The 23,562-nt window shown below is 55.6% G+C and carries 20 protein-coding genes and 2 tRNA genes; 16 read left to right on the top strand and 6 right to left on the bottom strand.

Features of this window, described 5'->3' with window-relative positions:
* The first annotated feature begins 253 nt into the window (after positions 1-253).
* A complete protein-coding gene (locus tag ACN0RL_RS05135; RefSeq protein ID WP_417514361.1) occupies positions 254-805 on the top strand; it encodes a hemerythrin domain-containing protein in 552 nt (183 codons plus the stop codon).
* An 18-nt stretch (positions 806-823) separates the two neighbouring features.
* Here the strand turns inward: ACN0RL_RS05135 and ACN0RL_RS05130 are convergent, their stop codons facing one another.
* The gene (locus tag ACN0RL_RS05130; RefSeq protein ID WP_417514359.1) at positions 824-1,687 is read right to left on the bottom strand and encodes a LysR substrate-binding domain-containing protein; all 864 of its coding nucleotides are present in this window, start codon (positions 1,685-1,687) and stop codon (positions 824-826) included.
* 114 nt (positions 1,688-1,801) lie between these two features.
* On the opposite strand from ACN0RL_RS05130, the gene ACN0RL_RS05125 reads away from it, so the two are divergent.
* Together ACN0RL_RS05125 and ACN0RL_RS05120 are read left to right on the top strand one after the other, a co-directional pair.
* Positions 1,802-2,728 carry a DMT family transporter gene (locus ACN0RL_RS05125; protein ID WP_417514357.1) on the top strand — a complete coding sequence of 309 codons (927 nt, stop codon included), beginning with the start codon at positions 1,802-1,804 and terminating at the stop codon, positions 2,726-2,728.
* An 87-nt stretch (positions 2,729-2,815) separates the two neighbouring features.
* Positions 2,816-4,000 (top strand): MFS transporter, encoded by a 1,185-nt coding sequence (locus tag ACN0RL_RS05120; RefSeq protein WP_417514355.1) that lies wholly within the window; start codon positions 2,816-2,818, stop codon positions 3,998-4,000.
* On the opposite strand, the gene ACN0RL_RS05115 is transcribed toward ACN0RL_RS05120, so the two are convergent.
* Positions 3,993-4,472, bottom strand: coding sequence for an Lrp/AsnC family transcriptional regulator (locus ACN0RL_RS05115; protein WP_417514353.1), 480 nt, complete (start codon positions 4,470-4,472; stop codon positions 3,993-3,995). The two genes, ACN0RL_RS05120 and ACN0RL_RS05115, sit on opposite strands and share 8 nt — an antisense overlap.
* A gap of 157 nt (positions 4,473-4,629) precedes the next feature.
* On the opposite strand from ACN0RL_RS05115, the gene ACN0RL_RS05110 reads away from it, so the two are divergent.
* A complete protein-coding gene (locus ACN0RL_RS05110; protein ID WP_417514351.1) occupies positions 4,630-8,151 on the top strand; it encodes an indolepyruvate ferredoxin oxidoreductase family protein in 3,522 nt (1,173 codons plus the stop codon).
* A complete protein-coding gene (locus tag ACN0RL_RS05105; protein WP_417514349.1) occupies positions 8,144-8,692 on the top strand; it encodes an aminotransferase class I/II-fold pyridoxal phosphate-dependent enzyme in 549 nt (182 codons plus the stop codon). The genes ACN0RL_RS05110 and ACN0RL_RS05105 overlap by 8 nt, the downstream gene beginning before the upstream one ends.
* On the opposite strand, the gene ACN0RL_RS05100 is transcribed toward ACN0RL_RS05105, so the two are convergent.
* The gene (locus tag ACN0RL_RS05100; RefSeq protein WP_417514347.1) at positions 8,674-9,492 is read right to left on the bottom strand and encodes a methyltransferase domain-containing protein; all 819 of its coding nucleotides are present in this window, start codon (positions 9,490-9,492) and stop codon (positions 8,674-8,676) included. The two genes, ACN0RL_RS05105 and ACN0RL_RS05100, sit on opposite strands and share 19 nt — an antisense overlap.
* Positions 9,493-9,605: 113 nt before the next feature.
* On the opposite strand from ACN0RL_RS05100, the gene ACN0RL_RS05095 reads away from it, so the two are divergent.
* The 4 genes from ACN0RL_RS05095 to ACN0RL_RS05080 all read left to right on the top strand — a co-directional run bounded on the left by ACN0RL_RS05095 (position 9,606) and on the right by ACN0RL_RS05080 (position 13,573).
* Positions 9,606-12,293, top strand: a complete 2,688-nt coding sequence (locus ACN0RL_RS05095; protein ID WP_417514345.1) for an intermembrane phospholipid transport protein YdbH family protein — start codon at positions 9,606-9,608, stop codon at positions 12,291-12,293.
* A gap of 72 nt (positions 12,294-12,365) precedes the next feature.
* On the top strand, positions 12,366-12,533 hold the full coding sequence (locus ACN0RL_RS05090; protein ID WP_417514404.1) for a YnbE family lipoprotein: 168 nt from the start codon (positions 12,366-12,368) through the stop codon (positions 12,531-12,533).
* A gap of 44 nt (positions 12,534-12,577) precedes the next feature.
* Positions 12,578-12,922 carry a YdbL family protein gene (locus ACN0RL_RS05085; RefSeq protein WP_417514343.1) on the top strand — a complete coding sequence of 115 codons (345 nt, stop codon included), beginning with the start codon at positions 12,578-12,580 and terminating at the stop codon, positions 12,920-12,922.
* 105 nt (positions 12,923-13,027) lie between these two features.
* Positions 13,028-13,573 (top strand): DUF5610 domain-containing protein, encoded by a 546-nt coding sequence (locus ACN0RL_RS05080; RefSeq protein WP_417514341.1) that lies wholly within the window; start codon positions 13,028-13,030, stop codon positions 13,571-13,573.
* 82 nt (positions 13,574-13,655) lie between these two features.
* Here ACN0RL_RS05080 and ACN0RL_RS05075 read toward each other — a convergent pair whose 3' ends face one another.
* Positions 13,656-14,369, bottom strand: coding sequence for a succinate dehydrogenase iron-sulfur subunit (locus tag ACN0RL_RS05075; RefSeq protein WP_417514339.1), 714 nt, complete (start codon positions 14,367-14,369; stop codon positions 13,656-13,658).
* Positions 14,370-14,584: 215 nt separating this feature from the next.
* Between ACN0RL_RS05075 and ACN0RL_RS05070 the strand changes: the two genes are divergently transcribed.
* Genes ACN0RL_RS05070 through ACN0RL_RS05060 form a run of 3 tightly spaced genes read left to right on the top strand, consistent with a single transcriptional unit; the run spans position 14,585 to position 18,096 of the window.
* Positions 14,585-16,570 carry a putative bifunctional diguanylate cyclase/phosphodiesterase gene (locus tag ACN0RL_RS05070; RefSeq protein WP_417514337.1) on the top strand — a complete coding sequence of 662 codons (1,986 nt, stop codon included), beginning with the start codon at positions 14,585-14,587 and terminating at the stop codon, positions 16,568-16,570.
* Positions 16,567-17,712 (top strand): L-lactate dehydrogenase, encoded by a 1,146-nt coding sequence (locus tag ACN0RL_RS05065; protein ID WP_417514335.1) that lies wholly within the window; start codon positions 16,567-16,569, stop codon positions 17,710-17,712. Before ACN0RL_RS05070 ends, ACN0RL_RS05065 begins: the two co-directional genes overlap by 4 nt.
* Positions 17,713-17,730: 18 nt before the next feature.
* On the top strand, positions 17,731-18,096 hold the full coding sequence (locus ACN0RL_RS05060; RefSeq protein ID WP_417514333.1) for a DUF488 domain-containing protein: 366 nt from the start codon (positions 17,731-17,733) through the stop codon (positions 18,094-18,096).
* On the opposite strand, the gene ACN0RL_RS05055 is transcribed toward ACN0RL_RS05060, so the two are convergent.
* The gene (locus ACN0RL_RS05055; RefSeq protein WP_417514331.1) at positions 18,091-19,281 is read right to left on the bottom strand and encodes a trans-sulfuration enzyme family protein; all 1,191 of its coding nucleotides are present in this window, start codon (positions 19,279-19,281) and stop codon (positions 18,091-18,093) included. The two genes, ACN0RL_RS05060 and ACN0RL_RS05055, sit on opposite strands and share 6 nt — an antisense overlap.
* 233 nt (positions 19,282-19,514) lie before the next feature.
* Here ACN0RL_RS05055 and ACN0RL_RS05050 point away from each other — a divergent pair, with 233 nt between their 5' ends.
* Positions 19,515-20,429, top strand: coding sequence for an AEC family transporter (locus ACN0RL_RS05050; RefSeq protein WP_417514329.1), 915 nt, complete (start codon positions 19,515-19,517; stop codon positions 20,427-20,429).
* Here the strand turns inward: ACN0RL_RS05050 and ACN0RL_RS05045 are convergent.
* Positions 20,406-21,437: a zinc ABC transporter substrate-binding protein gene (locus ACN0RL_RS05045; protein WP_417514327.1), complete on the bottom strand. Its 1,032-nt coding sequence runs from the start codon at positions 21,435-21,437 to the stop codon at positions 20,406-20,408. The genes ACN0RL_RS05050 and ACN0RL_RS05045 overlap by 24 nt on opposite strands.
* 183 nt (positions 21,438-21,620) lie before the next feature.
* Here ACN0RL_RS05045 and gltX point away from each other — a divergent pair, with 183 nt between their 5' ends.
* The 3 genes from gltX to ACN0RL_RS05030 all read left to right on the top strand — a co-directional run bounded on the left by gltX (position 21,621) and on the right by ACN0RL_RS05030 (position 23,376).
* Positions 21,621-23,102 carry a glutamate--tRNA ligase gene (gene gltX / locus ACN0RL_RS05040; protein ID WP_417514325.1) on the top strand — a complete coding sequence of 494 codons (1,482 nt, stop codon included), beginning with the start codon at positions 21,621-21,623 and terminating at the stop codon, positions 23,100-23,102.
* Positions 23,103-23,217: 115 nt separating this feature from the next.
* Positions 23,218-23,293, top strand: a tRNA-Ala gene (locus ACN0RL_RS05035).
* Between the two features lie 7 nt (positions 23,294-23,300).
* A tRNA-Glu gene (locus ACN0RL_RS05030) sits at positions 23,301-23,376 on the top strand.
* The last annotated feature ends 186 nt before the right edge of the window (positions 23,377-23,562 follow it).

The following is a 23,562-nucleotide window of genomic DNA, read 5'->3' as shown; positions in this document are numbered from 1 at the left end:
TACGACCGCTACACTGCCTCGATTGGTGGCAATGAGGCGACCTTGCATATTTAGCAGGGCGAAATGATCGTTGACTAGCGACCGGCAACGTCGAAACCTGGCAAAAACCTACGTTGGACGAGGCCTTTGTTTGAAGGAACAAAAGAAGTGTAAGATTGCGTAACTTGCTGGCTATGGTATTCCAATAACGAACGATTCAATATGGGTCCTAAGGATAGGCAAGACTCAGCCCATTAGCTCAGGAGGTTTTCACATGTCTACGCTTAACAAACTGCGCCGCGATCACGGCAACATGGCTCGGTTGCTGTATGTGCTCTCGCTCAGGCACACGACGCTGGAGGAGGGCGAGCGCCCGGACTTTCGTCAGATACGCGAGATCGTGGATTATATTCTTGATTATATGGATGGCTTCTTGAAGCCTCTGGAGCGTCTGTACAGTGAGAATCTGCTGTCCGGGAAACCCGATGGTGAGGCGCTGAGCCGCCGAATGACCGAAGACTATCAGGCTTTGCATAAGCGCTTGAAACTGCTTTCCGAGACGCTCGATATGATCCTGATGGATGCTGTGGTGCCTATGGAACGTTTTATTGACGATTTCAAAGCCTATCTGGATGCTCACCAGGCGTACCTGAAGGCAGAACGTGAGAAGCTGTTCCCGTTCCTTCGTTTATACTTGACTGATGCAGAGCAGCAGGAGTTATTGAAAATGCTGCCGGATAGTGCGCAGTCCAACCTGTCGAGGCTTCGTGAGGATTATCCTGAGCTTTATGCTGAATTCAAGGAAGCGCCTTCGCCGTTCGCCTGATTGCGTCGACCAGTGCGCTCAATCGCCTGTTGCCAGGTGGCTCCGAATCAGTTCGGCCAACTGTTTCACAGGCTCCGAAGGCCTGCCGGCTGGCCGGTGCAGAGCAATCTCAACGTACTGAAGTGCAGGCATGCCACTGCGCTCATCCAGTACTCTTAACTGGGGTGTCAGCATATTGCGGGTTATGACAGCCACCGCGAGCCCCGCTGCGACCACTGGCATCAGGCCGGTCATGGACTGGCTGGAATAGGCCATTCGCCAATCCCGCCCGGCGTTTTTTAATGCCTGCTCGGCGACGTCGCGGAATACGTCTGCTCCCGGTGAATAGAACGCGAGAGGTATCGGGTCGGTCAGCGATGGCTGGGCGTTGGCGCCAACAGCCCACATCAGAGGCTCGCGCCGGATAACTTCACCACCCGGTGAGCGTGCCTGCCGGGTCACCACGGCCAGATCCATGTTCCCTGCCTGCACCTGCTTTACCAACTCAACGCTCGATCTGCAGGTAACCTGCAGCTGCACCGCGGGAAACTGCCGGTTGAAGTGAGACAGTACCGAGGTCAGCAGGAATGCATAGTCCTCTGGAATCCCAAGGTTCAGTTCTCCGGAAACCTGGCGCTGCTGCACGTCATCAACGGCTTCGTTGTTGAGTTCCAGCATTTTTCTGGCATACCCCACCAGCTTCTGGCCTTCGGTTGTAAACCGGATGCGACGCCCGTCTTTTTCATGCAACGGGACGCCGAGTGCAGCTTCCAGACGGTTCAGCTGCATGCTCACGGTGGACTGTGTGTAAGCCAGCCTCTCAGCTGCGGCCGTCACTGTGCCGGTGTCTGCAATGGTCACCAGCGTCAGGAGCATATTCAGATCCAGTATCCGGTTTCTCAATGTATCAATCCTTGTGATGTGTACTATCAAAAACAATTGATTTTGTGATGATTGCCAAGTGTATAGCCTGTAGCTGTCGAATCCAATTCACCTACAGCAAGAGGAGTCATGACGGTGCGCACATTAACCAGCCCCTCCCGCCCACTTTTTATCAGTATCATTGCCGCACTTTTTGCCGTTGTGCTCTGGGCAGGTGCGCCCCTGCTGGTGGATTTAGCCAGTTCGGTACCGCCATTTCAGCTCACCACCATTGCGCTGATCAGTGGCGCCATAGTGGCCTTGCCGATGAGCATTCGTAGGCGGCGCAATCGCGGCGCGCAAGCAATTCAGGTTCCGGTTTCCCTGAAGTGGAGGCTGACGATTTATGGCCTGGTGCCGGCTCTGATACTTGGAGCTATCGGGGGCTATCTCACAGGTGTCGGGATGGCTCCGACCGCAGAAGCCGCGCTGATAACTTACACCTGGCCGGTCATGTTCATCGTTATCAGTCAGTGGCTTTTTCATCGCCGGCTTCCGCTTCCTGTTTTTGGTGGTGCACTCATCGCATTCTCTGGCGCTGCACTCTTACTTTCTCCAGAAGCGGGAGGTGAGGCGTTCACGCAATACATGGCAGGCTACGCTTTGGCTCTGATGGCAGGCTGCTGTTGGGCGCTGTATTCGTGGATCTGCCAGGCCGCGCCTGTCCCGATTGCACCTTTAATGCCCGGGCTTTTCCTGCTGGCGGCATTAGGCGCTGCAATCGCCGATGTGCTCTCGGGTAGCCCGTTCGGGTTGCCTTCGGGTCTCGCACTTATGGCCGGAGTTGCACTTGGTGTCGGGCCTTACGGGCTTGCCATGGTGGCCTGGGATCTGGCGCTTCGTACCGGGCCGGCAGCGCTGGTGGGCAGCCTGGCCTATGGCGTTCCCGTGCTGGCGGCCACGTTTCTGGTTATCGCTGGCGTTGCGGCTCCAGACTGGCGTTTGCCCCTTGCTGCAGTGTTGGTTGTTGCCGGATCGGTTGTGGCGACCATGAAGCGGAGCAACGACGCTCTGAAATATTGATCCAGAAGTAATAAACTTCGGGCTGGTGGATTCCTCACAGCTGCTGCCCGGTGACGTATTAAGCGACCAACCCTGAAAAACGCCCTGATGCGGCCGGCCGATGAAGCCGGCCAGAACTTCGTGGCTGTGTGTGTATCGCTCACATTCTGCTTCGTTGTCTACTCAATGCTGCTGGTAACCGTTCCGGTATACGGTCTGGAACTCGGTGCTTCACCCTTGATGCTGGGTGTCATTCTCAGCTCCCAGTACCTGCTTCCCTTTTTGTTGGCCATCCCCCTGGGCGGCGTGGTGGCGCGCCACGGAGGCCGCATAACACTGCTGGCCGGCGCGTTTGTGATGACTGCAGGCCTTTTGCTTATGCAGGGGGTGCCCGGTTATTACGGGCTTATTGGCGGCCAGCTGTTAATCGGGTTGGCGCACTTGCAGATGGTGCTGTCGGCCCAGACCATTATCTCGTCGTCGGCGACCGGGCCGAAACTGGAAAGCTATTTTGGCTGGTACGCCACTTGGCTGTCTGGCGGGCAGGTGGTTGGGCCTTTGCTTGCGGGCGGCTGGATTCATTGGGCTGGCGGCGTCGATAACCTGTTTCTGGTTATGGCCGCTATTGCTTTACTGGGCGGGCTGTCCGGGCTGGCGCTGACGGGCGATGCAACCGCGGGCATGTCGGTTACCCGCAAACAGACCGGCTTTCGTGCCCAGGCATCGCTGGTAAGAAGCAATACAGGCGTTCAGGTCTCCATCGCCATTACGGTGGCGGGCATGTTTGCCTTGGGTGTGTATGGCAGCTACCTCCCTGTTTACCTTGATAGCCTTGAAATGAGCGCGGTGATGATTGGCGTGCTGGTCAGCATCAGATCAGCTGTTTCCATGGTGATACGACCGTTTATTCCACGGATTATTCACGCTGCTGGCGGGCGTGAAAAGGCAACTATTCTGTCATTGTGCACTTTGTCTGCAGGCCTGGCCTGTATGGGGCTTGCGGGCAATGCCCCGGCTATAGCGCTCTTATCGGTTCTGGTGGGGTTGGGTGGAGGGCTCACGCAACCTCTGTCGATAGTGGTCCTGGCTGAGAGTGTCGCGCGGGAACAGAGATCCGGGGCCTTGGGTATGCGCCTGATGGCCAATCGGGCAGTTCACTTTATGGCCCCGCTGATGTTTGGCGCCATTCTCAGTGTGAGTGGCTTTGGTTTGTCGTTTGGGCTTTCGGGTGTGTTTATTGCCCTGGTTGCCGCTGTGCTGCTTTGGCTTCAGCGCCAACGCCGGCTTACGTAGCGCCTCCCAGCGGGATTGTCTGGGTATTTTTGATTTCTCGTAGCACGAAGTTGGAGTTCACCTGGGCGATGCCCTGCAGGGTGAATATCTTTTCGTTCAGAAAGCGATCATAGCTGGCCATGTCCGGTACGATCACCCGCAATACAAAATCGGCATTGCCGGTCACCGCGAAGCATTGCAGTACCTCCGGGTAGCTGCTTACCTGTTGTTCGATCTCCGCGGTGCTATCTATGGTGTGCCGTTGCAGGGACAGGTTGATCAATACGCACAGCCCCTGGCCGATACGTTCCGGGGCCAGGTGCGCGCTGTAGCTCGTAATAACGCCGCTTTCTTCAAGAGTCCTTACTCGTCGCCAGCAAGCCGCCGGAGACAGGCCTACGTCTTCTGCCAGTTGCTGGTTACTGATACGCCCATCCTGCTGCAGTATTGCAAGAATGCGTTGATCGAGTTTATCCAGCTCAACGTGTTTCATTTGGTAACACCTGATTTTTATCAAAGGATATTCGGTTCTATTGTCTTTGATCGAACATCCTTTCGCAAATTGAAAGAATTATCTCTCAATAAGCAAGCACCTTTTGCGAACTTCCCTCTAGAATTTTGATCATAAAACCGACAACAAGGAGGGCGCTATGTCCACCGACACCTTTCAGCTGGACAACTACACGCTTGAAGATCGCTATCTGCGGGATTCGGGCCGGGTATTCCTTACCGGAACCCAGGCGCTGGTACGCATTCCTTTGATGCAGGCCGCACTGGATCGAAAGCTGGGGCTAAAGACGGCTGGCATGGTGAGTGGCTATCGAGGTTCGCCTCTGGGCGCATACGATCAGGCCCTGTGGCAAGCACAAAAATATCTTGATGAAAACCGAATCGACTTTGTGCCGGCCATCAACGAAGACCTCGCGGCAACCATCATGCTGGGCACCCAGCAGGTAGAAACCGACGACGACCGCCAGGTGGATGGTGTCTTCGGGATCTGGTACGGCAAAGGTCCGGGGGTTGATCGTGCGGGCGATGCGCTGAAACACGGCACTACATACGGTAGTTCCCCTCACGGTGGCGTACTGGTTGTTGCTGGCGACGACCACGGCTGTGTGTCCTCCTCCATGCCGCATCAGTCCGATGTGGCGTTCATGAGCTTTTTCATGCCAACGATCAACCCGGCCAACATTGCCGAGTATCTGGATTTTGGCCTCTGGGGCATTGCCTTATCTCGTTACAGCGGTTGCTGGGTGGGTTTCAAAGCAGTGTCTGAAACCGTTGAAAGTGCTGCCTCTGTTGAGCTTCCGCCGCTGCCGGAGTTTGTGACCCCGGACGATTTCACTCCGCCTGAAACCGGCCTGCATTATCGCTGGCCAGACCTGCCGGGCCCCCAGTTGGAAACCCGCATTGAGCACAAGCTCGCGGCTGTGCAGGCGTTCGCTCGCGCAAACCCCATTGATCGCTGCCTGTTCAATAATGCCGAGGCGCGCTTCGGTATTGTGACCACCGGCAAAGGCCATCTGGACCTGTTGGAAGCGCTTGATCTGCTGGGCATTGATGAAGACCGTGCCCGTGAGATGGGCCTGGATATCTACAAAGTGGGCCTGGTGTGGCCGATTGAGCGCCGGGGTATGCTCAACTTTGTTCATAGCAAGGAAGAAGTGCTGGTTATCGAGGAAAAGCGGGGCATTATCGAGAGCCAGATCAAGGAGGCAATGTCCGAGCCGGATCGCCCCGGCGAGGTTCTGATTACCGGTAAACAGGATGAGCTGGGCCGGCCTTTGATTCCCTATGTCGGCGAGCTGAGCCCGAAACTGGTTGCCGGTTTCCTGGCGGCCCGCCTTGGTCGTTTCTTCGATGAGGACTACAACGAGCGCCTGATGGCGATCAACAGTATGAGCAACGCTCAGGATCCGGGTGGCGTTAAGCGCCTGCCGTATTTCTGTTCAGGCTGCCCTCACAATACGTCAACCAAAGTGCCGGAAGGCAGTAAGGCGCTTGCCGGGATTGGCTGTCACTTTATGGCGTCCTGGATGGGCCGTAACACCGAATCACTGATCCAGATGGGTGGTGAAGGGGTCAACTGGATCGGCAAGAGCCGTTACACCGGCAACCCCCATATATTCCAGAACCTGGGGGAGGGCACCTATTTCCATTCCGGCTCCATGGCGATTCGCCAGGCGGTCGCGGCCGGCATCAATATTACCTACAAGATCCTCTTTAATGATGCGGTGGCCATGACCGGCGGCCAGCCCGTAGACGGTCAGATTACCGTGCCCATGATTGCCCAGCAGGTCGCAGCGGAGGGCGTGCGCCGGGTTGTGGTGCTCAGTGATGAGCCGGAAAAGTACGATGGCCACAAGAAACTGTTCCCGGGTGACGTAACTTTCCACGATCGCACAGAGCTGGATAAGGTGCAGCGGGAGCTACGCGATATTCCCGGCTGCACGGTGCTGATTTACGACCAGACCTGTGCCGCCGAGAAGCGCCGCAGGCGCAAGCGTAACCTGTACCCGGATCCCGCCAAGCGAGCGTTTATCAACCATCACGTGTGTGAAGGTTGTGGCGATTGCTCCGTGCAGTCGAACTGCCTTTCTGTGGTGCCACGGCAGACCGAGCTGGGCCGCAAGCGCAAGATTGACCAGTCCTCCTGCAACAAGGATTTCTCCTGCGTTAATGGCTTCTGCCCGAGTTTTGTCACCATCGAAGGTGGCAAGCTGCGCAAGTCCCGGGGTATGGATACCGGCTCTGTGCTTACAGGCAAACTCACGGATATTCCGGAGCCAGCTCTGCCAGAACTCACAGGCTCGTTCGATGTGCTGGTGGGCGGCGTTGGAGGTACCGGTGTGGTAACCGTGGGTCAGCTGATTACCATGGCGGCACACCTTGAGGCTAAAGGTACGTCTGTACTGGATTTCACCGGCTTCGCCCAGAAGGGCGGTACGGTACTCAGTTATGTTCGCATGGCGCCGTCTCCGGACAAATTGCATCAGGTTCGTATCAGTAACGGCCAGGCAGATGCAGTGATCGCCTGCGATCTTGTGGTTGCGTCTTCGCAGAAGGCGTTGAGCGTTCTACGCCCGGATCACACCCGTGTGGTCGCCAACGAGGCCGAACTGCCCACTGGAGATTATGTGCTTTTCCGCGACGCAGACATGCAGTCTGAAAAGCGCCTTGATCTGATTCGCAATGCCGTTGGTGACACCAACTTTGCCCGCATGGATGCCAATGGCATTGCCGAGAAGCTGTTGGGCGACACAGTGTTTTCCAACGTGATGATGCTGGGCTTTGCCTGGCAGCGCGGGTTGTTGCCGCTATCGCAGGCTGCTTTGATGAAAGCCATTGAGTTGAATGGGGTTGCGGTCGAGCGCAACAAGGAAGCCTTTGGTTGGGGCCGGGTAGCAGCGACAGATGTGAAAGTTATCACCGACCTGCTCAATACCGGTGAGGCGCGGGTAGAGGAAGTGAAAGCGGAGCCGAGTCTGGATGAGTTGATCAGCATTCGCCATAAGCATCTGGTGGGCTATCAGAGCCGTCGCTGGGCTGACCGTTATACGGATATGGTCAAAAGGGTGCGTGAAGCAGAGAACAGTCTGGGCGAGACCAATCAGCTACTGACTCGCGCTGTGGCCCAGCAGCTGTACCGGTTTATGGCTTTCAAGGATGAATACGAAGTGGCTCGTCTGTTTGCAGAAACGGACTTCATGAAGGAAGTGAATAACACCTTTGAGGGCGACTTCAAGGTTCACTTTCATCTGGCGCCACCGATCATGAACCGGGGTACCGATGCCCAGGGCCGGCCCAAAAAGCGCCAGTTCGGCCCCTGGATGTTCCGGGTATTCAAGCTGCTGGCAAAATTCCGGGTGTTGCGTGGCACGCCTGTCGATCCGTTCAGCTACTCCGCCGACCGTAAGATGGACCGGGCGCAGCTGAAAGACTACCAGCAACTGGTGGAGCGGATTGTCAGTGAGCTGGATGCCAGCAATTACGATACCTTTCTGCAGCTGGCGGAACTTGGCAGTGAAGTTCGGGGATATGGCCCTGTGCGCGAACAGGCGGCAGAAGCTGTTCAGGAAAAACAGTCACAGCTGATCAAAGCTCTGGATACGGGGCGGCCGACACTGATTCGAACCAGTCAGGCAGACAACAAGGAAACAGATCATGTTTGAGGCCCTAAAACAGTTACCTCAGGACCCGATCCTGCAACTGATGCAGATGTTTCGCTACGACATCCGGTCCGACAAAGTCGATCTGGGAATCGGGGTATATAAGGACGACGAAGGCAATACGCCCATTATGACCGCGGTTCATGAAGCCGAGCGGCGCCTGCTGGAGGGTGAAACGACCAAAAGCTATGTGGGCCCGGCCGGAGCGGCAGGCTTCAACGATGCCATGGCTCGCCTTATTATGGGCGACAGCAACAGCCTGATACGCGATGGCCGCACCTCGGTCATTCAAACGCCGGGCGGTTGCGGAGCGCTGTCCATACGGTCGCGCTCTTGCCCTTCGTATATATGGCGTATCAGGGCCTCGGCGAAGGCCTCGAGGAAGATGCCGCCGGCACATGGTGCGGCCATCGTTGAAATCATTCTGGATGACAACGTATTGCGCGCCGAGTGGCAGCTTGAGTTGGGCGGCATGTGCGCGCGAATCCTCAGCCTGCGACATGCTTTCGCCGATTATCTCATGGCTCAGAAGGAGGCCCGATAAGATTCGTCGTGATCCGTATTCCACGAAACAAACGCCCATTTAAAGCCCTCTCCGCCGCGAAGAGCGCGCTCCGTATCTGCATGATACCAGTCCGACACACGCTCTTTTTCCGTGCTGGTTAACTTGCCCAGAGCAGATTCGGTTTTTGCCACGAACTCGTCGAAATTCGCAGCACCCGCAAGCCGTCCTCTGGCTTCAATATAATCCAGGCGGGGGTGGCGCCCCATCTGGTAGAGAATGTTCAGGATGTATATGTAATCCGGTATTGGGTGCACTTCCCGGCCGATGGTTTTGAGAAGGCTGCGATCGATGAATCTGCCGCCAACCAGATTGGTAAGGCAGACCCGTTTGCGGGCTGTTTGATCGAGTTTTTGCAGAGCATCCGCCATATCCATCACCGCCGTTGAGCGGGAGGCGATGACCAGATCGCACTGGGGGATGTTATCCCAGTTGTCTTCCCAGGCGCATTGAATGGTGCGGGTATTGCTGAGGCCGAGTTCGAGCGCATTGTCCTGAAAAGCCTGCAACATTCCGGCACTGTAATCCACGCCTGTAACCTGCTTCATTTGAGGTGCCAGTGCCAGCCCAATGGCCCCGGTACCGCAACCCATGTCCAACAGCGTGTCGCAACCGCGCAGATTCGTGAGGTCGATAAACGCCTGGCTGTAGGGGCTGTCGACGGGCGTTTTCGGCATTTTGGCCGCTTTGGTGTCCCATACGCTGGAGGGCTTTTCTCTGCCGCCGGCCTGTGCCATCTGGTCGCGGTATAACTGCCCGAAATCAATGTCGGCGATTGTCATGGAATATGGCTTTCCTGGTTCATAGATGCCGATACTGTAACTGTTTCAGTTATATCAACCAATGTACGGTAGGATTTACGTAAAACCGGCAACGCGTCAGGAGATAGCCCGCAATGCGCATTGCATGGAAACCAATTGGATGGGGACTGTTTACGGTCTTGGTGCTCTCCATACTGCTCGGCATCCTGGCTGTCCGGTATCTCTGGAGCGAGGTGCTGCAACAGAACGGAATAGAGACTCTGGAGTGGCAGGGGCTGGGAGTATCTTTCGATGGGGTGTCTGTACGTGAACTGAGGCTCACCCAGTCGTTGCCGACGCGAGAAATTGTGTTGCTGGGCAAGGAGCTTGAGTTGGAATGGCGGAGCCCTCAATGGGGCGAAGGTTGGTTGCCGAAGCTAACGTCGCTTTCGGCAAGATACCTGGAGCTGGATTGGTACACGAAACCCGGAGAACAGCCTTCAGGGGAGCAACCGCAAGCGAAACAGTGGCCGCCTGAAATACCCGCCTGGCTGCCTTCCGAAATGACTGTTCAGCAGTTTGAAGTGACCCTGCCATGTGAGGCGGTGCGCTGTCCTCTGACAGGAGCCCTGTCGATTGCCCGCCCGGAATCCGGTCTGGTTCCAATCACGGCCAATGTGCGGCTCGACCATGACGGCCACCAGATCGCTTTGCGGGCCACCCTCGGTGGTGCCTCGGATAAGGATCTGGATTTATCTGCAGAACTGACGATTGATGGCACTCGGTACCTGTCTGCTGAGTCGGGCTACCGCAAACAGGATGCGGGTGGCCTGGTGTCCTGGCGCGGTTCCGTGAAAATGCCCGATTTACCACAGACCGACTGGTTACTGGCCTGGCTGCAAACCTGGCAGAAAATTCCGGCAGACCAGTGGCCGGAACATCCGGAGACGGGATCCATGGAAGCCAGCTGGAATTTGCAGGGCCCGGGTAATGAGAATTTTCTGGCGCAGGCGGCGGGAAGCGTGAGCGCTCAGATGCGAGTGCCCCAGCCCTGGCCAGCGCCCGGGCTGGGAACGATCAGCGGTAATCTGGAGATCGCTCTGGAGGCAAATCAGGGCCAGTGGCAACCCGAAACCCTGCAGGCAGATCTGGAGCTCATCCAACCGGCAGCGTGGATCCGAAGGGTGCCGGAGCTGATTCGGCCAGACTCTCTCACGTTGTCTCTACGGCCCGCCCAGGCTTTGGCGCCTCCTTCTGCTAAAGCTTCTGCAGTTCTAGCCGGGTCTGCCGAAGCATTAATGCCGCTGAACGTCGAGCTGAGCAGCCGTGGCGGCGCAAATGTTTCTTTGCGCTCACATCTTGCAGTAACCACGAGAGCTCCATGGATGGTGCAATTAGGGGAAACCCGATTGGGAGCGGCTCTTCCAAACCTGGAGGCAGCTGGCTGGCGGCTGACCAAACCCCGATTACAAATTGCGCTGACCGGTTGGCTGGACACTACCACTGCGGCACTGAAATTTGGTGAACCTACAATTCTCGAAGTTGAAAGGTTAGAGCCGCTTCCTGGAACAGCGGTGACATCTGCGAATGAAACGCTGCTAACAGGCCTGCGAGCAGATCTCGGCAAAACAACGTTGAACGCAAACTACAGGATGGAACAGGGTGAACTCGATAAGCTGAGCCTCGAGGGGCGGGTCAGCGCGCAGGCAAAACAGGTCAGGCACCCGCAGTTGTTGCCGCAACCCTGGCAGTTCAGTGGCAGGGTGAACAGCGACCTGGCTCATGCCGATGTTTCAGGTGTTCTTACAGCCAGCACCGGAACAACGATGAACCTGGATCTGACGTTCCCATACCAGGGTCTTTTGAGGCTTGAGGGGAAGACACGGGTGAGTGGTGAGCGGGAAGCCGGGGCGCTGTCTCGTATTTTCTCAGCCTGGCCACCTTCGCTCACGGTGTCCGGCGGTACCGTCAGTGCCAATGCCACCTACCAGCAGCCGCAAAACGAGGCGGTTGGGGTGGAGGGCAAACTGGTGTTTTCCGACTGGAGTGGCACATACGATCGCACCGCATGGAGCAAGATGAATGGCTCCGCTGAATTCCGTCTTGCGCGCGATCGCATCAGGGTATCCACGCCGGAACTGACCGTGCAGGAAGTGAACTCCGGGTTGCCGATCGGGCCATTGCTCCTCGCCGGAACCTACGAAGCGCCTCTGGCGCAGCTGGCTTCCGGAAAGCTGACTCTCGAACAAGCCAGCTCCGATGCTCTCGGAGGCAAGATAAACATCCAGCCCGGAAGCTGGGATCTGGCGCAGGCGCCGGTGACGATTCCGGTTGAACTCAGACAGCTCAGCCTTGCATACCTTTTACAGTTGTATCCGACTGAGGGGCTTGCCGGCACCGGTATTCTCAGTGGCACCGTACCGGTGCTGTTCGACCCGGCGACCGGGATAAGAGTGGAACGCGGGCGCATTGATGCGCTCGAGCCCGGCGGGCGATTGCAGCTCACGGCCGAGCGGCTGAAGGCGCTGGCCAGCCAGAACGAGGCCATGAAGCTGGTTGCACAAGCGCTTGAGGATTTCCATTACTCGGTTCTGGGCAGTGGTATTGACTATGATGAGAACGGCACTCTGATACTGACGCTTCATCTGAAAGGCAGCAGCCCGAACGTTGGCGAAGGCCAGCCGGTGGTGTTGAATATCAATCTTGAGGAGAACATTCCGGCGCTGCTCAGGAGCCTGCAGCTGAGTGGCAAGGTGAGCGATGCCGTGACAGAGAGAGTCAAAGAGTTATTCAACAAGCGCGAGCAAAATCCTGACCACGGGTCAGGCGACCTGTTAGAGTGAAGGGTAACAAAGGAGTAAACCGATATGACGCAATCTGGTTCCAGGTTTTCCCGACATGTGTCCGCCCTGTGTATGGGCTTGGTGATGGGTGGCCTGCTGGTAGCTTGTACCCCGACCGTTCAGGTGGCTGCGCCCAAAGAGCCGATCACCGTGAACCTGAACGTGAAAATTCAGCATGAAATTTACGTGAAGGTTGATAAAGACGTAGACGAACTGTTCAGTGAAAAGGGCCTGTTCTGATTGCCTTGGTGTTTTGTATTTAGCGAATTATTAAGGAGTTGACCATGACATTATTTGCGCGATTCAGTGCCCTGATTCTAGCGTTCTGCCTGGCTCTGCCGGCAATGGCCATGAGCCTGGATGAAGCAAAGAATGCCCTCGAATCGGCCAAAAGCGATGGGCTGGTGGGTGAGACACCCACAGGTTACCTGGCTGCAGTAGGCTCCGACCAGCGGGCTAAAGAAATTGTGAGTGCGATCAACGATGCGCGTCGCGAAGCTTACAAAGCGATTGCAGAAAAGCATGGCATTGCAGTAACCAAGGTGGAAACAGTTGCAGGCCAGAAGGCGGTCGAGAAAACGCCGCCGGGGCAGTACATTCAGGTTGATGACCACTGGATAAAAAAATAGGGGTGAACCGGCAGCGGTTTGCTGAGTTATAACCAATCGATCTTAATGCCGGGCAAGGGTCTGCCGATAGCCATTACATATAATGCCTTTCAGAAGGAGAAGGTTATGGTAGCGCCAATCATTGGTCGCGGGCCGGATGTGACCGGTCGAGTGAATACGGGCCCAAACGAGGCGAAGCCGGCAGTCCAGGTAGCAGCTGAAGTGCGTACGGATAAACAGACTTCCATTCGTACACCGGCGGACGCCATCAATGTCATGCGCGCTCGCATGGAGCAGCGACTGCAGGAAGCCATGGGTGGCCAGAACAAGACCGTATCGGGCGCCGACAAATACGCTGCGCAGGCTCAGCCACCTTCAGCTTCTGATGTTGCCAGCGTGATTCTCGGGTTTGTGCAGAACCGTTTACAAACCGAAGCGGACGCTGGCGCAGATGTCGAGAAATTGGCAGGCCTGATGGAGCAGGCGAGGGCCGGCATTGAAAAAGGTTATGCGGAAGCCCGAGAACAGATTGTAGCCTTGGGTATGATGAACGAGACACTCAGTGCGGAAATCGACGAGGGTTTCGATCTTATTCAGGATGGCCTGCTGAATCTTGAGAGGCTGTTTTTAGGCGAAGAGCCAGCAGTCGATAGCCCGACCGAAACCGATTAGTCAGATCTCCGCTTCTGGCCACTGTCCATACTTCTGGTGCTGACGTGCATGCAGAAGTTGCAGCGGCTGTCAGTTTACCTTTTCAGACCTGAGCTCGAACCAGCATTGCCTTGATTCTGCCAATCGCCTTCATCGGATTGAGACCTTTCGGGCAATAGGCCGTGCAATTGCCGATCCCGCGGCAGCGGAACACGCTGAACGGGTCTTCCAGCTTTGCCAGTCGCTCTGTGGTCGCGGTGTCTCGCGAGTCGATCAGAAAACGGTAAGCCTGCAGCAGACCGGAGGGTCCCACGTATTTTTCCGGGTTCCACCACCAGGAGGGGCAGGCAGAAGAGCAGCAGGCGCACAGAATGCACTCATACAACCCGTCCAGCTTTGCGCGATCTTCGGGGCTTTGTAGCCTCTCGATGGCGGGTTTGGGGCTGTCATTGATCAACCAGGGCTGAATGCGTTTGTATTGCTTGAAGAAAAGAGTCTGATCGACGACCAGATCACGGATAACCGGCATACCGGGCAAGGGCCGGATCACCAGTGTGCCGGATTTGCCGAGAGCGTCATCGACGCGGGTTACACAGCCGAGTCCGTTGCGACCGTTGATATTCAAACCATCGGAGCCGCATACGCCCTCTCGGCAGGAACGCCGGAAGGACAGGGTAGGGTCAACTGTTTTCAGGTGTTCAAGAACATCCAGCACCATACGATTGCGAAAACTCGAATCTACCTGTACGTCTTGATCATAGGGTGCGTTGTCGGTTTCCGGGTTGTAGCGATAGAGTCGAACGGTAAATGAGTCCATGGCATAACCACCATCTTCGGGTCGTAGTCAGTTCCTGAATTTGTAGGCGAGACCCTTAAAAGAAGTTTTTAAAATAAATGTTCTTAAGAAAGTCTAGCCCATGCCTTTACGGCGTCAAGGCGACCACGCCAGAAATTGGTTAAACCCGATGTAAGGTGTACCTGCATAAGCTATGCTGTTGAAAATGCCTCTTTTGATCCTCGGGTCCACCCGCTATGCATGATAATGACACCACCGTTTTCGAAATATTCCCCTGGAACCGGAATTTCGAGACAGGTATCGAAAAAATTGACGAGCAGCACAAGGTTCTGGTCGAGATTCTGAACCGGCTCGCCTGGCATTTTGCATCAAGTACCTCAGAGCTCGAATGTGGCCATATTCTGGACGAACTGCTGTCATATGCCGCCTATCATTTCAGAGCCGAGGAAGAGATCTGGAAAGCGTCGATCGGTCATGAAGAAATGGTAAAAAACCACCACGACGGTCACCAGCTGTTTTTTGTGCAGATTCAGATGTATCGCTCCAGCGATGAGCCGGATGAGAAGATCATGGGAGAACTGTTCAACTATCTGACCCGATGGCTGGCGTTTCATATTCTGGAGTCCGATCGCAGAATGGCCCTGACGATCAAGGCGCTTGAGCGTGGTGTTTCCTTGTCAGAGGCGAAAAAAGAGGTCGACGGCCAACTGAGCGGTTCGGTTTCGGTAATGGTATCGGCACTTCTTGAGATATACGGCAAGCTGTCTGCCAGTACAATACAGCTGATGCGCGAGAAAATGGCGAGGCTCAAAGCCGAGGACGAACTGGCCCGATTGCAGAGCGAGAAACTTGATGCTGCGCTGGAGATGCAGGCCTCAGACCATGAGCGGCAACTCCAGTTTCTGGCCTACTCAGATCCGATTACCGGCCTGATGAACCGTAACGGAATTGTCCGGGAAATCCGGAGTGTCATCCAGCAAACACATCTGGCGGCGGAATCCGTCGCGCTGGTCCTTATTGATCTCGATAATTTTGGTAATGTGAATGCGCGCTTTGGCGAGGAATCCGCTGACCGGCTACTTGGTCTGCTCGGGAAGCGCTGGTCAGACGCCCTCGCACCAGGTGCGCATCTTGCTCGCATCAGCGGAGACGAGTTTGTGGTGTTGCTGCCGGATAGCAGGAAAGTCGACACCCAGCTCAACACCATGAGGCTGACTGCAGAGCAATCGTTCGCCTTGAACAGTGACAGCGTTTCAATGGGTTTCACGGCAGGGGTTGCCCTGTTTCCTCATGAGGGTGCTGACGATGCTGATACGGTGTTGCGGCAGGCCTACCATGCGCTGTTTCGGGCCAAACAGGAACAAAAGGGTGGTTGGTTGTTCGTGGATGCAAGTGCGCAGCGTCAGTCTGTCGAACGCCAGGAGCTTCTGGCTGACATTCGAACAGGCCTGGCTGAGAATCAGTTCCGGCTAGCGTATCAGCCCAAGGTGTGCATGCGCTCGGGCAAGGTTTTAGGCGCCGAGGCACTAATCCGTTGGGATCACCCTGTTAAGGGCAAGTTGAGCCCGATTCATTTTTTGCCGGCTCTGGAGCACCACCCGCTGATTATCGAGATTGGCGAGTGGGTTATTGAGCAGGCTTTGAGGCAGATCACGGTCTGGGACAGCGAGGGATTAAGCCTTGATGTTGGCGTTAACATTGCGGCAATGCATCTGCAACAACCGGGTTTTATCGAGAATATGAAGAAGATTCTCGCCCGCTATCCCCATGTGGCCCCGCAACGGCTTGATCTTGAAATACTCGAAACTGCAGCGCTCGGTGAGCTGGATAATGCAAGCGGCATTATCCGTAGCTGTGAGGGACTTGGGGTGACCTTTTCTCTCGATGATTTTGGCACGGGGTATTCGTCGTTGTCTTACCTCAAACAGTTGCCGGTAAAGACTTTGAAAATAGATCAGGGTTTTGTTCGAGGTGCACTCTCCAACGAGGACGATATTTCCATTCTCAAAGGCATCATAGGCCTCTCTGATGCATTTGACAGGAAGCTGGTTGCAGAGGGTGTAGAAACCCGGGAGCATGGCGAACTTCTGCTCAGCCTCGGTTGCCATTATGCGCAGGGATATGCCATTGCGAGGCCAATGAAACCAGAGAAAATGGGTGCCTGGAAAGATGAATGGAAAACCTACCCTGAGTGGTCCTCCGGAGAACAGGCTTTACAATGATTACACCTGCAAATACAACCGATAACCGTACACTTGCCAAAGCCCGGTTGCCCCGGATGATGTTCGACTACTTTGATGGCGGTGCTTTCTCCGAACAGACGCTCAGAGAGAACACGGCGGACTTCCAGAGCCTGCACTTTCGTCAGCGGGTCATGCGGGATGTTTCCAGCGCTTCCGCGGCAACGCAGATACTTGGCCAGAGTGCCTCACTGCCGCTTGTGCTCGCGCCTGTCGGCCTTGCCGGCATGCTTGCGCGGCGGGGTGAGGTTCAGGCGGCCCGGGCAGCGCAGAAAGGGGATGTGCCATTTTGCCTGAGTACCGTCTCGATCTGTTCGCTGGAAGAGGTTGCCGGGGCGGCAACCGGCGCGGCCAACTGGTTTCAACTTTATGTATTAAAAGACAGAAGCTACTCGGAAGCTCTGCTCAACCGGGCGCACAAAGCCGGTTACTCAACGCTGGTGTTTACGGTAGACCTCCCGAAGCTGGGTGTGCGCTACCGGGATGTCCGCAACGGCATGAACGGCGGCCTGTCGCCGTGGGGCAAAATACAAAAGCTGTCTGACCTCCTTTCCCATCCTCTCTGGCTCTGGGACGTTGCCATCAAGGGCAAACCTCTGACCTTTGGCAATCTCTCCGAGGCCGTTCCCTCGGGTCGCAATCCCGAAGATTTTAAAGCCTGGGTTGACCAGCAGTTTGATGCGTCTGTCACCTGGAAAGATCTCGACTGGGTACGGCAGCATTGGCCCGGCAAACTTGTGATCAAAGGGATTATGGACCCCGACGACGCCCGGTCTGCTGTGGATGTCGGGGCCGATGGCATTGTTGTCTCTAACCACGGTGGGCGACAGCTTGATGGTGCGCCTTCAACTATCTCGGCGCTACCGGGTATTGTCGAAGCTGTGTCAGGAAAAACCGAGATTCTGTTTGATGGCGGCGTGCAATCCGGCCAAGACGTTGTGCGGGCACTTTGTCTGGGTGCAAACGCCTGTCTGGTGGGCCGTGCATGGGCCTATGCGCTGGCGGCTGGTGGCGAAAAGGCCGTCTCCCGGATGCTGGAAAACTTCCGCTACGAGGTAGAGTTGACCCTTGCACTGTTAGGTAAAAATTCGGTAGAACAGTTGAACGCGGACGATCTTGTCTGAGCAAAAAACGGAGGCTTGATGATGGAAATTCGAATCAAAAGAGCTTACGAAGAATCTGCGCGTTCTGATGGGCCACGTATATTGGTAGATAGAATATGGCCCCGCGGTGTTGCCAAGGAAGATGCCGGACTCGAAAGCTGGCTGAAAGGGCTCGCCCCGTCTACTGATCTGCGCAAGTGGTTTGACCATGACGCTGAGAAATGGGACGAGTTCCGGCAGCGGTATCTGAAGGAGTTGAAAAAAACTGATGCGGCTGATGACCTGAAAGAGTTGCAGTCGATCTTGAACGAACACAAGCGAATAACGCTTGTGTTCGCTGCCAAGGATACCGAGCATAACAACGCGGCAGCCCTTCGCGACTTCCTCAACAACGGCGATTTATAACTGGCCCAGAGCCTGATTCAGGTCTGCAATCAGGTCTTTCGCATCTTCCAGCCCAATAGACAGTCGTAGCATTCCGTCGGTGATTCCGCGGCGCTCCCGTTCCTCCCGGCTGATGCCGTGGTGGCTGGTGGCACAGGGTTGGGACACCAGGCTTTCAACGCCCCCCAGGCTGGTGGCCAGCAGGAAAACCTTCAGGCTGTCAGCTACTTTAGCCGCTTTTTCCCGGCCTCCGTTGAGCTCCAGCGTCAGCACCCCGCCAAACCCTTCCATCTGTTGTGAGGCAAGGCTGTGGCCGGGAAAATCAGGTAATCCCGGGTAGAGTACCCGCTTGATTGCCGGGTGATTTTGCATCGCGCGGGCTACGGCCATTGCATTCTCATTATGCTGTCGCACTCGCACAGGCAGGGTTCTGAGGCTGCGTGAGAGCAGGGCGGCGGTTTCGGGTGCCAGTATCTGGCCGAGATTCTTGCGCCACTGTGCAATGGGTCTGATGTGGTCGGCGGAGGCCATGACAGCACCCGCGGTGAGGTCGCTGTGGCCCCCAAGGAACTTGGTAGCACTGTGTATACTGAAGTCGGCACCCAGCGCCAGCGGGCGCTGATTCACCGGCGAGGCAAATGTGTTATCCACTGCAAGAAGGGCATCCCCGGAGTGAGCCTGCTGCGCCAGCTTCCGGATATCCAGTATGCCCAGGGTCGGGTTGGCCGGGGTTTCACAGTACACCAGCATACCGGGCACGTTCAGTGCACTGGCCAGTTGTTCGCACTCATTCTGCAACAGGAAGGTAACAGGAATACCCAGAGGCTGAAGGTGCTTGGTCAGCAGTTCCTGAGTGCCGCCGTAAAGGTCACCGATGCAGACAATGCCGTTGCGGCCGTGAGCAAATAATGTCGCCGAAATGGCCGCCATGCCGGAGGCAAACGCCAGTGCATCGTCTGCGTCTTCAAGACTTGCCAGACCTTGCTCAAGCTCCCGGATGGTCGGGTTGCTGCCCCAGCGTGTGTATAGATTGCCCGGCATACGACCCTCAATCACATTTTGCAATGAAGCCGTGTCCGCAAAGCGGTAAGTGGTGGTGTTGTAGACCGGTGAATAGGGGCTGCCCAAGCTATCCTTGTGACGGCGGTTATGAATAATGCGGGTTGCTTTACCCGGTTCTGGATTGGGCTCGGACTCAGGCTGCATGGGCTCTTCCTGGCGCTGAATGAAAGGTTGAAACGCGATTTGTTGGCTTGATGTGAGTCATTCTGGCAGGCCAGGTTGCGCCTGACCACCGGGTGAGTTGATCACCGGCAAGGGGTGCGGCAACTGCTTCGGCCCGGAGACTGCCTGTTGGCCATCTGATATGCTTATCGGCTCAATGGTTTACGAACCAGAATAGTTACCCATTTTGAATCACAGATGCTGGAGTCTTTGGTATGCCGGTTATGGTCCAGGCGCTGGTGCCTGTTTTTGCGCTGATCGTACTGGGGCATCTTTTCAGGCGCTGGGCGTTTCCTTCGGTCGAGTTCTGGCCTCAGGCGGAGCGTTTCACTTACTACGTGCTCTTTCCCGCGATGTTGGTGTTCAAGCTGGGTCAGGCTCGTTTGCCAGCTTCGGCCTATGGCGATACCGCTTTGCTGATAGGCTGCATGCTTCTGGCGATGACCCTTCTGTTAGTTGCCGCGCAATTTTTCTGGCGCTGGAGCGGACCGATTTTTTCCTCTGTCTATCAGGGTGCTATTCGGTTTAACTCCTACGTGGGCCTTGCGGCGGGTGGAATGCTGCTGGGTGATGAAGGCTTGTCGCTGACTGCCATCGCTGTTGCCATCATGGTGCCGCTGATCAATTTACTGTGCATTCTCATGTTTTCTCTTGTGGCAACGGACGGGCCAGTGCGGGTCAGGCCGATGCTTCGTGCGATAGCATCAAATCCTTTGATTATCGGGTCGGTTCTCGGTGTTACCTGGAGCTTCTTCGAGATCGGCTTTCATCCGCTGCTTGCCGGCACGCTGGAGCCATTAAGCAACCTCGCGCTGCCTATGGGGTTGATGACAGTCGGCGCAGGGCTTCAGCTTAAAGCCCTGCGCGGCGGCTCCGTGCCGTTTATGGTGTCTTCGGTATTGAAGCTGTTGCTGTTTCCGCTGATGGCAGCCGGGCTGGCGATTTTATTGGGCCTTGAGGGCACCCTTGTGCAGGTGGCGATACTGATGGCCACGCTTCCGACGGCAACATCGGCTTATATACTGGCCCGCCAGTTAGGCGGTGATGCACCTCTGATGGCAGGCATAATCAGTGGCCAGACGCTTCTGGCCATGGTCTCCATTCCTTTAATGCTCAGTATTCTCTGGTAGGCATTTGAGCACGGCATCAGCGATGCTTTGCTGAAATGCTTCATAACCATTTTTAGTTGCTGCTATGTCGGTCGCCAGTGGATCCCAGGTGCTGAATGTTACATCCAGTCCTTCGGTGACTGAGTGCCACCACTGACGGTTAAATTGCGGCTCGGTCAGCAGGCATGGATGGTGTGCACTCCGTAGCTGGTCTTGAACCTCAGCAATGTGTCGTGCTCCCGGGGAAAGTTCCGGGTTGAGCGTCAAAACCCCTTCCACGTTCAGGTTGTAGTGTTCTCCGAAAGGAGTGAAGGCGCTGTGGTAGGCAAACAGGCTGATATCCTTCAAGGGTTCCAGTTGCTTCCGGATTTGCTTTTCTTTCTGCGCAACCGCGGCTTTGAAGCTTTCCAGGTTGCGATCCAGAGCCGGTTGGTCAACGTCGTCCAGTTGCACCAGAGCATCCCGGATACTTTCCGCCATGGTAATCGCTATTTGGGGGTCTACCCAGATATGCGGATCTTCTCCGTCTCCATGGTCATGCCCATGAGTATCGTGAGTTGCGTGTTCTTCATGCTCGTCATGCCCGTGAGTGTCGTGGGCTGCGCGTTCTTCGTGCTCGTCATGTTCGCTGTGTTCGCCATGCTCATCGTGGTCATCATGATGGGCATGGTCTTCGTCTTCTTGTTCAGAACTTTTGATGCCTGAGTTCATCAGTGCGACTGAGCGTTCAGCAAATTCACCGCCAGTTAAAAGTCGGGTCAGAAACGTCTCCATCTCCGGGCCAACCCAGAATATGATATCTGCGCTTTCCAGCGCCTGGCGCTTGGATGGTGCCATTGAATAGTTATGCGGGCTGGAACCAGGGGGTACCAACGTGGTCGTTTGCATGTCATCCGTTGCAATCGCGCGAACCAGAAGTTCCAGCGGCTTGATGGAGGTAAGTATCTGGGTATCTGCAAGCGTGTTACTTCCGTAAAGGAGGGCGCTGGCACTCAGAGTTATAGAAATAGCTGTTTTGACGATGCGCATGGCTATCTGAGTCCTGATATGTAGTTGAAACGTTATAATATAACACCAAACGTTCAGAACTCGCAAAACCTGTTCTGACTTGGCGGGTGGCTGTGCATTGATGCGTTGGGGCCATGCGAAATAATGCCCGGACCGGTATAATGCCTGGTTTATCACACGGCCATCGATTTTCAGGAAGGTTTCATGACTGTACGTACCCGAATTGCTCCATCACCCACCGGTGATCCACACGTGGGTACCGCCTACGTGGCCCTGTTCAATCTGTGTTTTGCCCGGCAGCACGGCGGACAGTTTATCCTGCGCATTGAAGATACCGATCAGGTACGCAGTACTGCGGAATCTGAGAAGGATATCCTCAAGGCGCTGCGTTGGCTTGGATTGAACTGGGATGAGGGGCCCGATGTAGGTGGGCCCCATGGGCCGTACCGTCAGTCTGAGCGCAAGCATTCTTACGGCCAGTACGCTGAAGACCTGGTTACCGCTGGCCATGCTTTTTATTGCTTCCGCACGCCGGAAGAGCTGGATGTGATTCGCGAGGAGCGAAAAGCGCAGGGTCTGAACCCCGGAATCAAAGGAAATCTGGAGCTTTCTCAGGAAGAGGTGAAGCGCCGCCTGGATGCGGGTGAGTCCTATGTTATTCGCATGAAGGTGCCCCATGAGGGTGTCTGTGAAATCGATGACATGCTGCGCGGTACCATTGAAATCGACTGGGCACAGGTAGATTGCCAGATTCTGCTGAAATCAGATGGTATGCCGACTTACCACCTTGCTAACGTGGTTGACGACCACCTGATGGAAATTACTCACGTGCTGCGCGGCGAAGAGTGGATCAATTCTGCGCCCAAGCATAAGTTGCTGTACCAGTATTTTGGCTGGCAAATGCCGGTGCTCTGCCATTTGCCATTGCTGCGCAACCCGGATAAGAGCAAGCTTTCCAAACGCAAGAACCCTACCAGCATCAATTTCTATGAGCGCATGGGTTTTTTGCCGGAAGCCGTTACCAACTATCTTGGCCGTATGGGCTGGTCCATGCCGGATGAGCGCGAAAAGTTCACTCTGGACGAAATGATTGCGAACTTCGACATTCAGCGTGTATCTCTTGGTGGCCCGGTCTTTGATGTTGATAAACTGCGCTGGCTCAACGGACAGTGGCTGCGTGACGAGCTCACGGAAGATCAGTTTATCGAGCGCATGCGCCAGTGGTGGTTCAACGAAGGCTCACTCAAGACACTGGTGCCGCATATCAAGGGCAGGGCTGAGGTGTTCTCGGATGTAGCGCCCATGGCGCAGTTCATGTTCTCTGGCATGCTTGACCTGAAGCCGGAAGACTTTGCGCACAACAAGCTTGAAGAAGGCACGATCAAGCGGGTACTCCAGTTCACTTTGTGGAAACTCGAAGCTCAGCGCCATTGGAGCAAGGAAACCATCTTTGCTGATATCAAATTCCTGGCCAAGGCCATGGATCTGAAAATGGGCGACTTCATGTTCTCTGTGTTCGTGGCAATTGCAGGCACACCGAACTCCTGGTCTGTTATGGATTCCATGGATGTGCTGGGCCCGGATATGACCCGTGCGCGGTTACGGCAGGCTCTTGAAGTGCTTGGTGGTTTTTCCAAGAAAGAAACGAAGAAAGTGGAAAAAGAGTACGCAGCATTGGGTGCTTAATAGCCACTTTGGTGAAGAAGTAAGCGGTCTGGACAAGGATGTTCAGAAAACTGGAAAAAAGTGGGGCGAAAGGTTGACGCCCATGGGGTGGATCCTTAATATACGCATCCGTTGAGGGGCCATAGCTCAGCTGGGAGAGCGCAACACTGGCAGTGTTGAGGTCGGCGGTTCGATCCCGCCTGGCTCCACCAATTTCTAGTCCCCTTCGTCTAGTGGCCTAGGACTCCGCCCTTTCACGGCGGCAACAGGGGTTCGAACCCCCTAGGGGACGCCAATACGGCTTGACGGTTTAGTCCACCGGATAGCCATCAAAAAAACCGCCTTCGGGCGGTTTTTTTGTGTCTGCATGAAAAAGGCAGTTTAGTTGAGTGCCGCGAACCGTGAGCAGGGCACCACCTCCCAAAACACGCCGTAAACCCATCCATGGGGGCTTGGTGTTGCCATCCCTGGCAACACACAG

The organism is Marinobacter sp., assembly GCF_048259445.1.
Lineage (GTDB): Bacteria > Pseudomonadota > Gammaproteobacteria > Pseudomonadales > Oleiphilaceae > Marinobacter.
This window is presented reverse-complemented; position numbering and strand designations above follow the sequence as displayed.

Coding starts and splice junctions, on each gene's coding strand:
- ACN0RL_RS05135 (WP_417514361.1), top strand. CDS start 254: ATGTCTACGCTTAACAAACTGCGCCGCGATCACGGCAACATGGCTCGG.
- ACN0RL_RS05120 (WP_417514355.1), top strand. CDS start 2,816: ATGCGGCCGGCCGATGAAGCCGGCCAGAACTTCGTGGCTGTGTGTGTA.
- ACN0RL_RS05115 (WP_417514353.1), bottom strand. CDS start 4,472: ATGAAACACGTTGAGCTGGATAAACTCGATCAACGCATTCTTGCAATA.
- ACN0RL_RS05110 (WP_417514351.1), top strand. CDS start 4,630: ATGTCCACCGACACCTTTCAGCTGGACAACTACACGCTTGAAGATCGC.
- ACN0RL_RS05105 (WP_417514349.1), top strand. CDS start 8,144: ATGTTTGAGGCCCTAAAACAGTTACCTCAGGACCCGATCCTGCAACTG.
- ACN0RL_RS05100 (WP_417514347.1), bottom strand. CDS start 9,492: ATGACAATCGCCGACATTGATTTCGGGCAGTTATACCGCGACCAGATG.
- ACN0RL_RS05095 (WP_417514345.1), top strand. CDS start 9,606: ATGCGCATTGCATGGAAACCAATTGGATGGGGACTGTTTACGGTCTTG.
- ACN0RL_RS05090 (WP_417514404.1), top strand. CDS start 12,366: ATGGGCTTGGTGATGGGTGGCCTGCTGGTAGCTTGTACCCCGACCGTT.
- ACN0RL_RS05085 (WP_417514343.1), top strand. CDS start 12,578: ATGACATTATTTGCGCGATTCAGTGCCCTGATTCTAGCGTTCTGCCTG.
- ACN0RL_RS05080 (WP_417514341.1), top strand. CDS start 13,028: ATGGTAGCGCCAATCATTGGTCGCGGGCCGGATGTGACCGGTCGAGTG.
- ACN0RL_RS05075 (WP_417514339.1), bottom strand. CDS start 14,369: ATGGACTCATTTACCGTTCGACTCTATCGCTACAACCCGGAAACCGAC.
- ACN0RL_RS05070 (WP_417514337.1), top strand. CDS start 14,585: ATGCATGATAATGACACCACCGTTTTCGAAATATTCCCCTGGAACCGG.
- ACN0RL_RS05065 (WP_417514335.1), top strand. CDS start 16,567: ATGATTACACCTGCAAATACAACCGATAACCGTACACTTGCCAAAGCC.
- ACN0RL_RS05060 (WP_417514333.1), top strand. CDS start 17,731: ATGATGGAAATTCGAATCAAAAGAGCTTACGAAGAATCTGCGCGTTCT.
- ACN0RL_RS05055 (WP_417514331.1), bottom strand. CDS start 19,281: ATGCAGCCTGAGTCCGAGCCCAATCCAGAACCGGGTAAAGCAACCCGC.
- ACN0RL_RS05050 (WP_417514329.1), top strand. CDS start 19,515: ATGCCGGTTATGGTCCAGGCGCTGGTGCCTGTTTTTGCGCTGATCGTA.
- ACN0RL_RS05045 (WP_417514327.1), bottom strand. CDS start 21,437: ATGCGCATCGTCAAAACAGCTATTTCTATAACTCTGAGTGCCAGCGCC.
- gltX (WP_417514325.1), top strand. CDS start 21,621: ATGACTGTACGTACCCGAATTGCTCCATCACCCACCGGTGATCCACAC.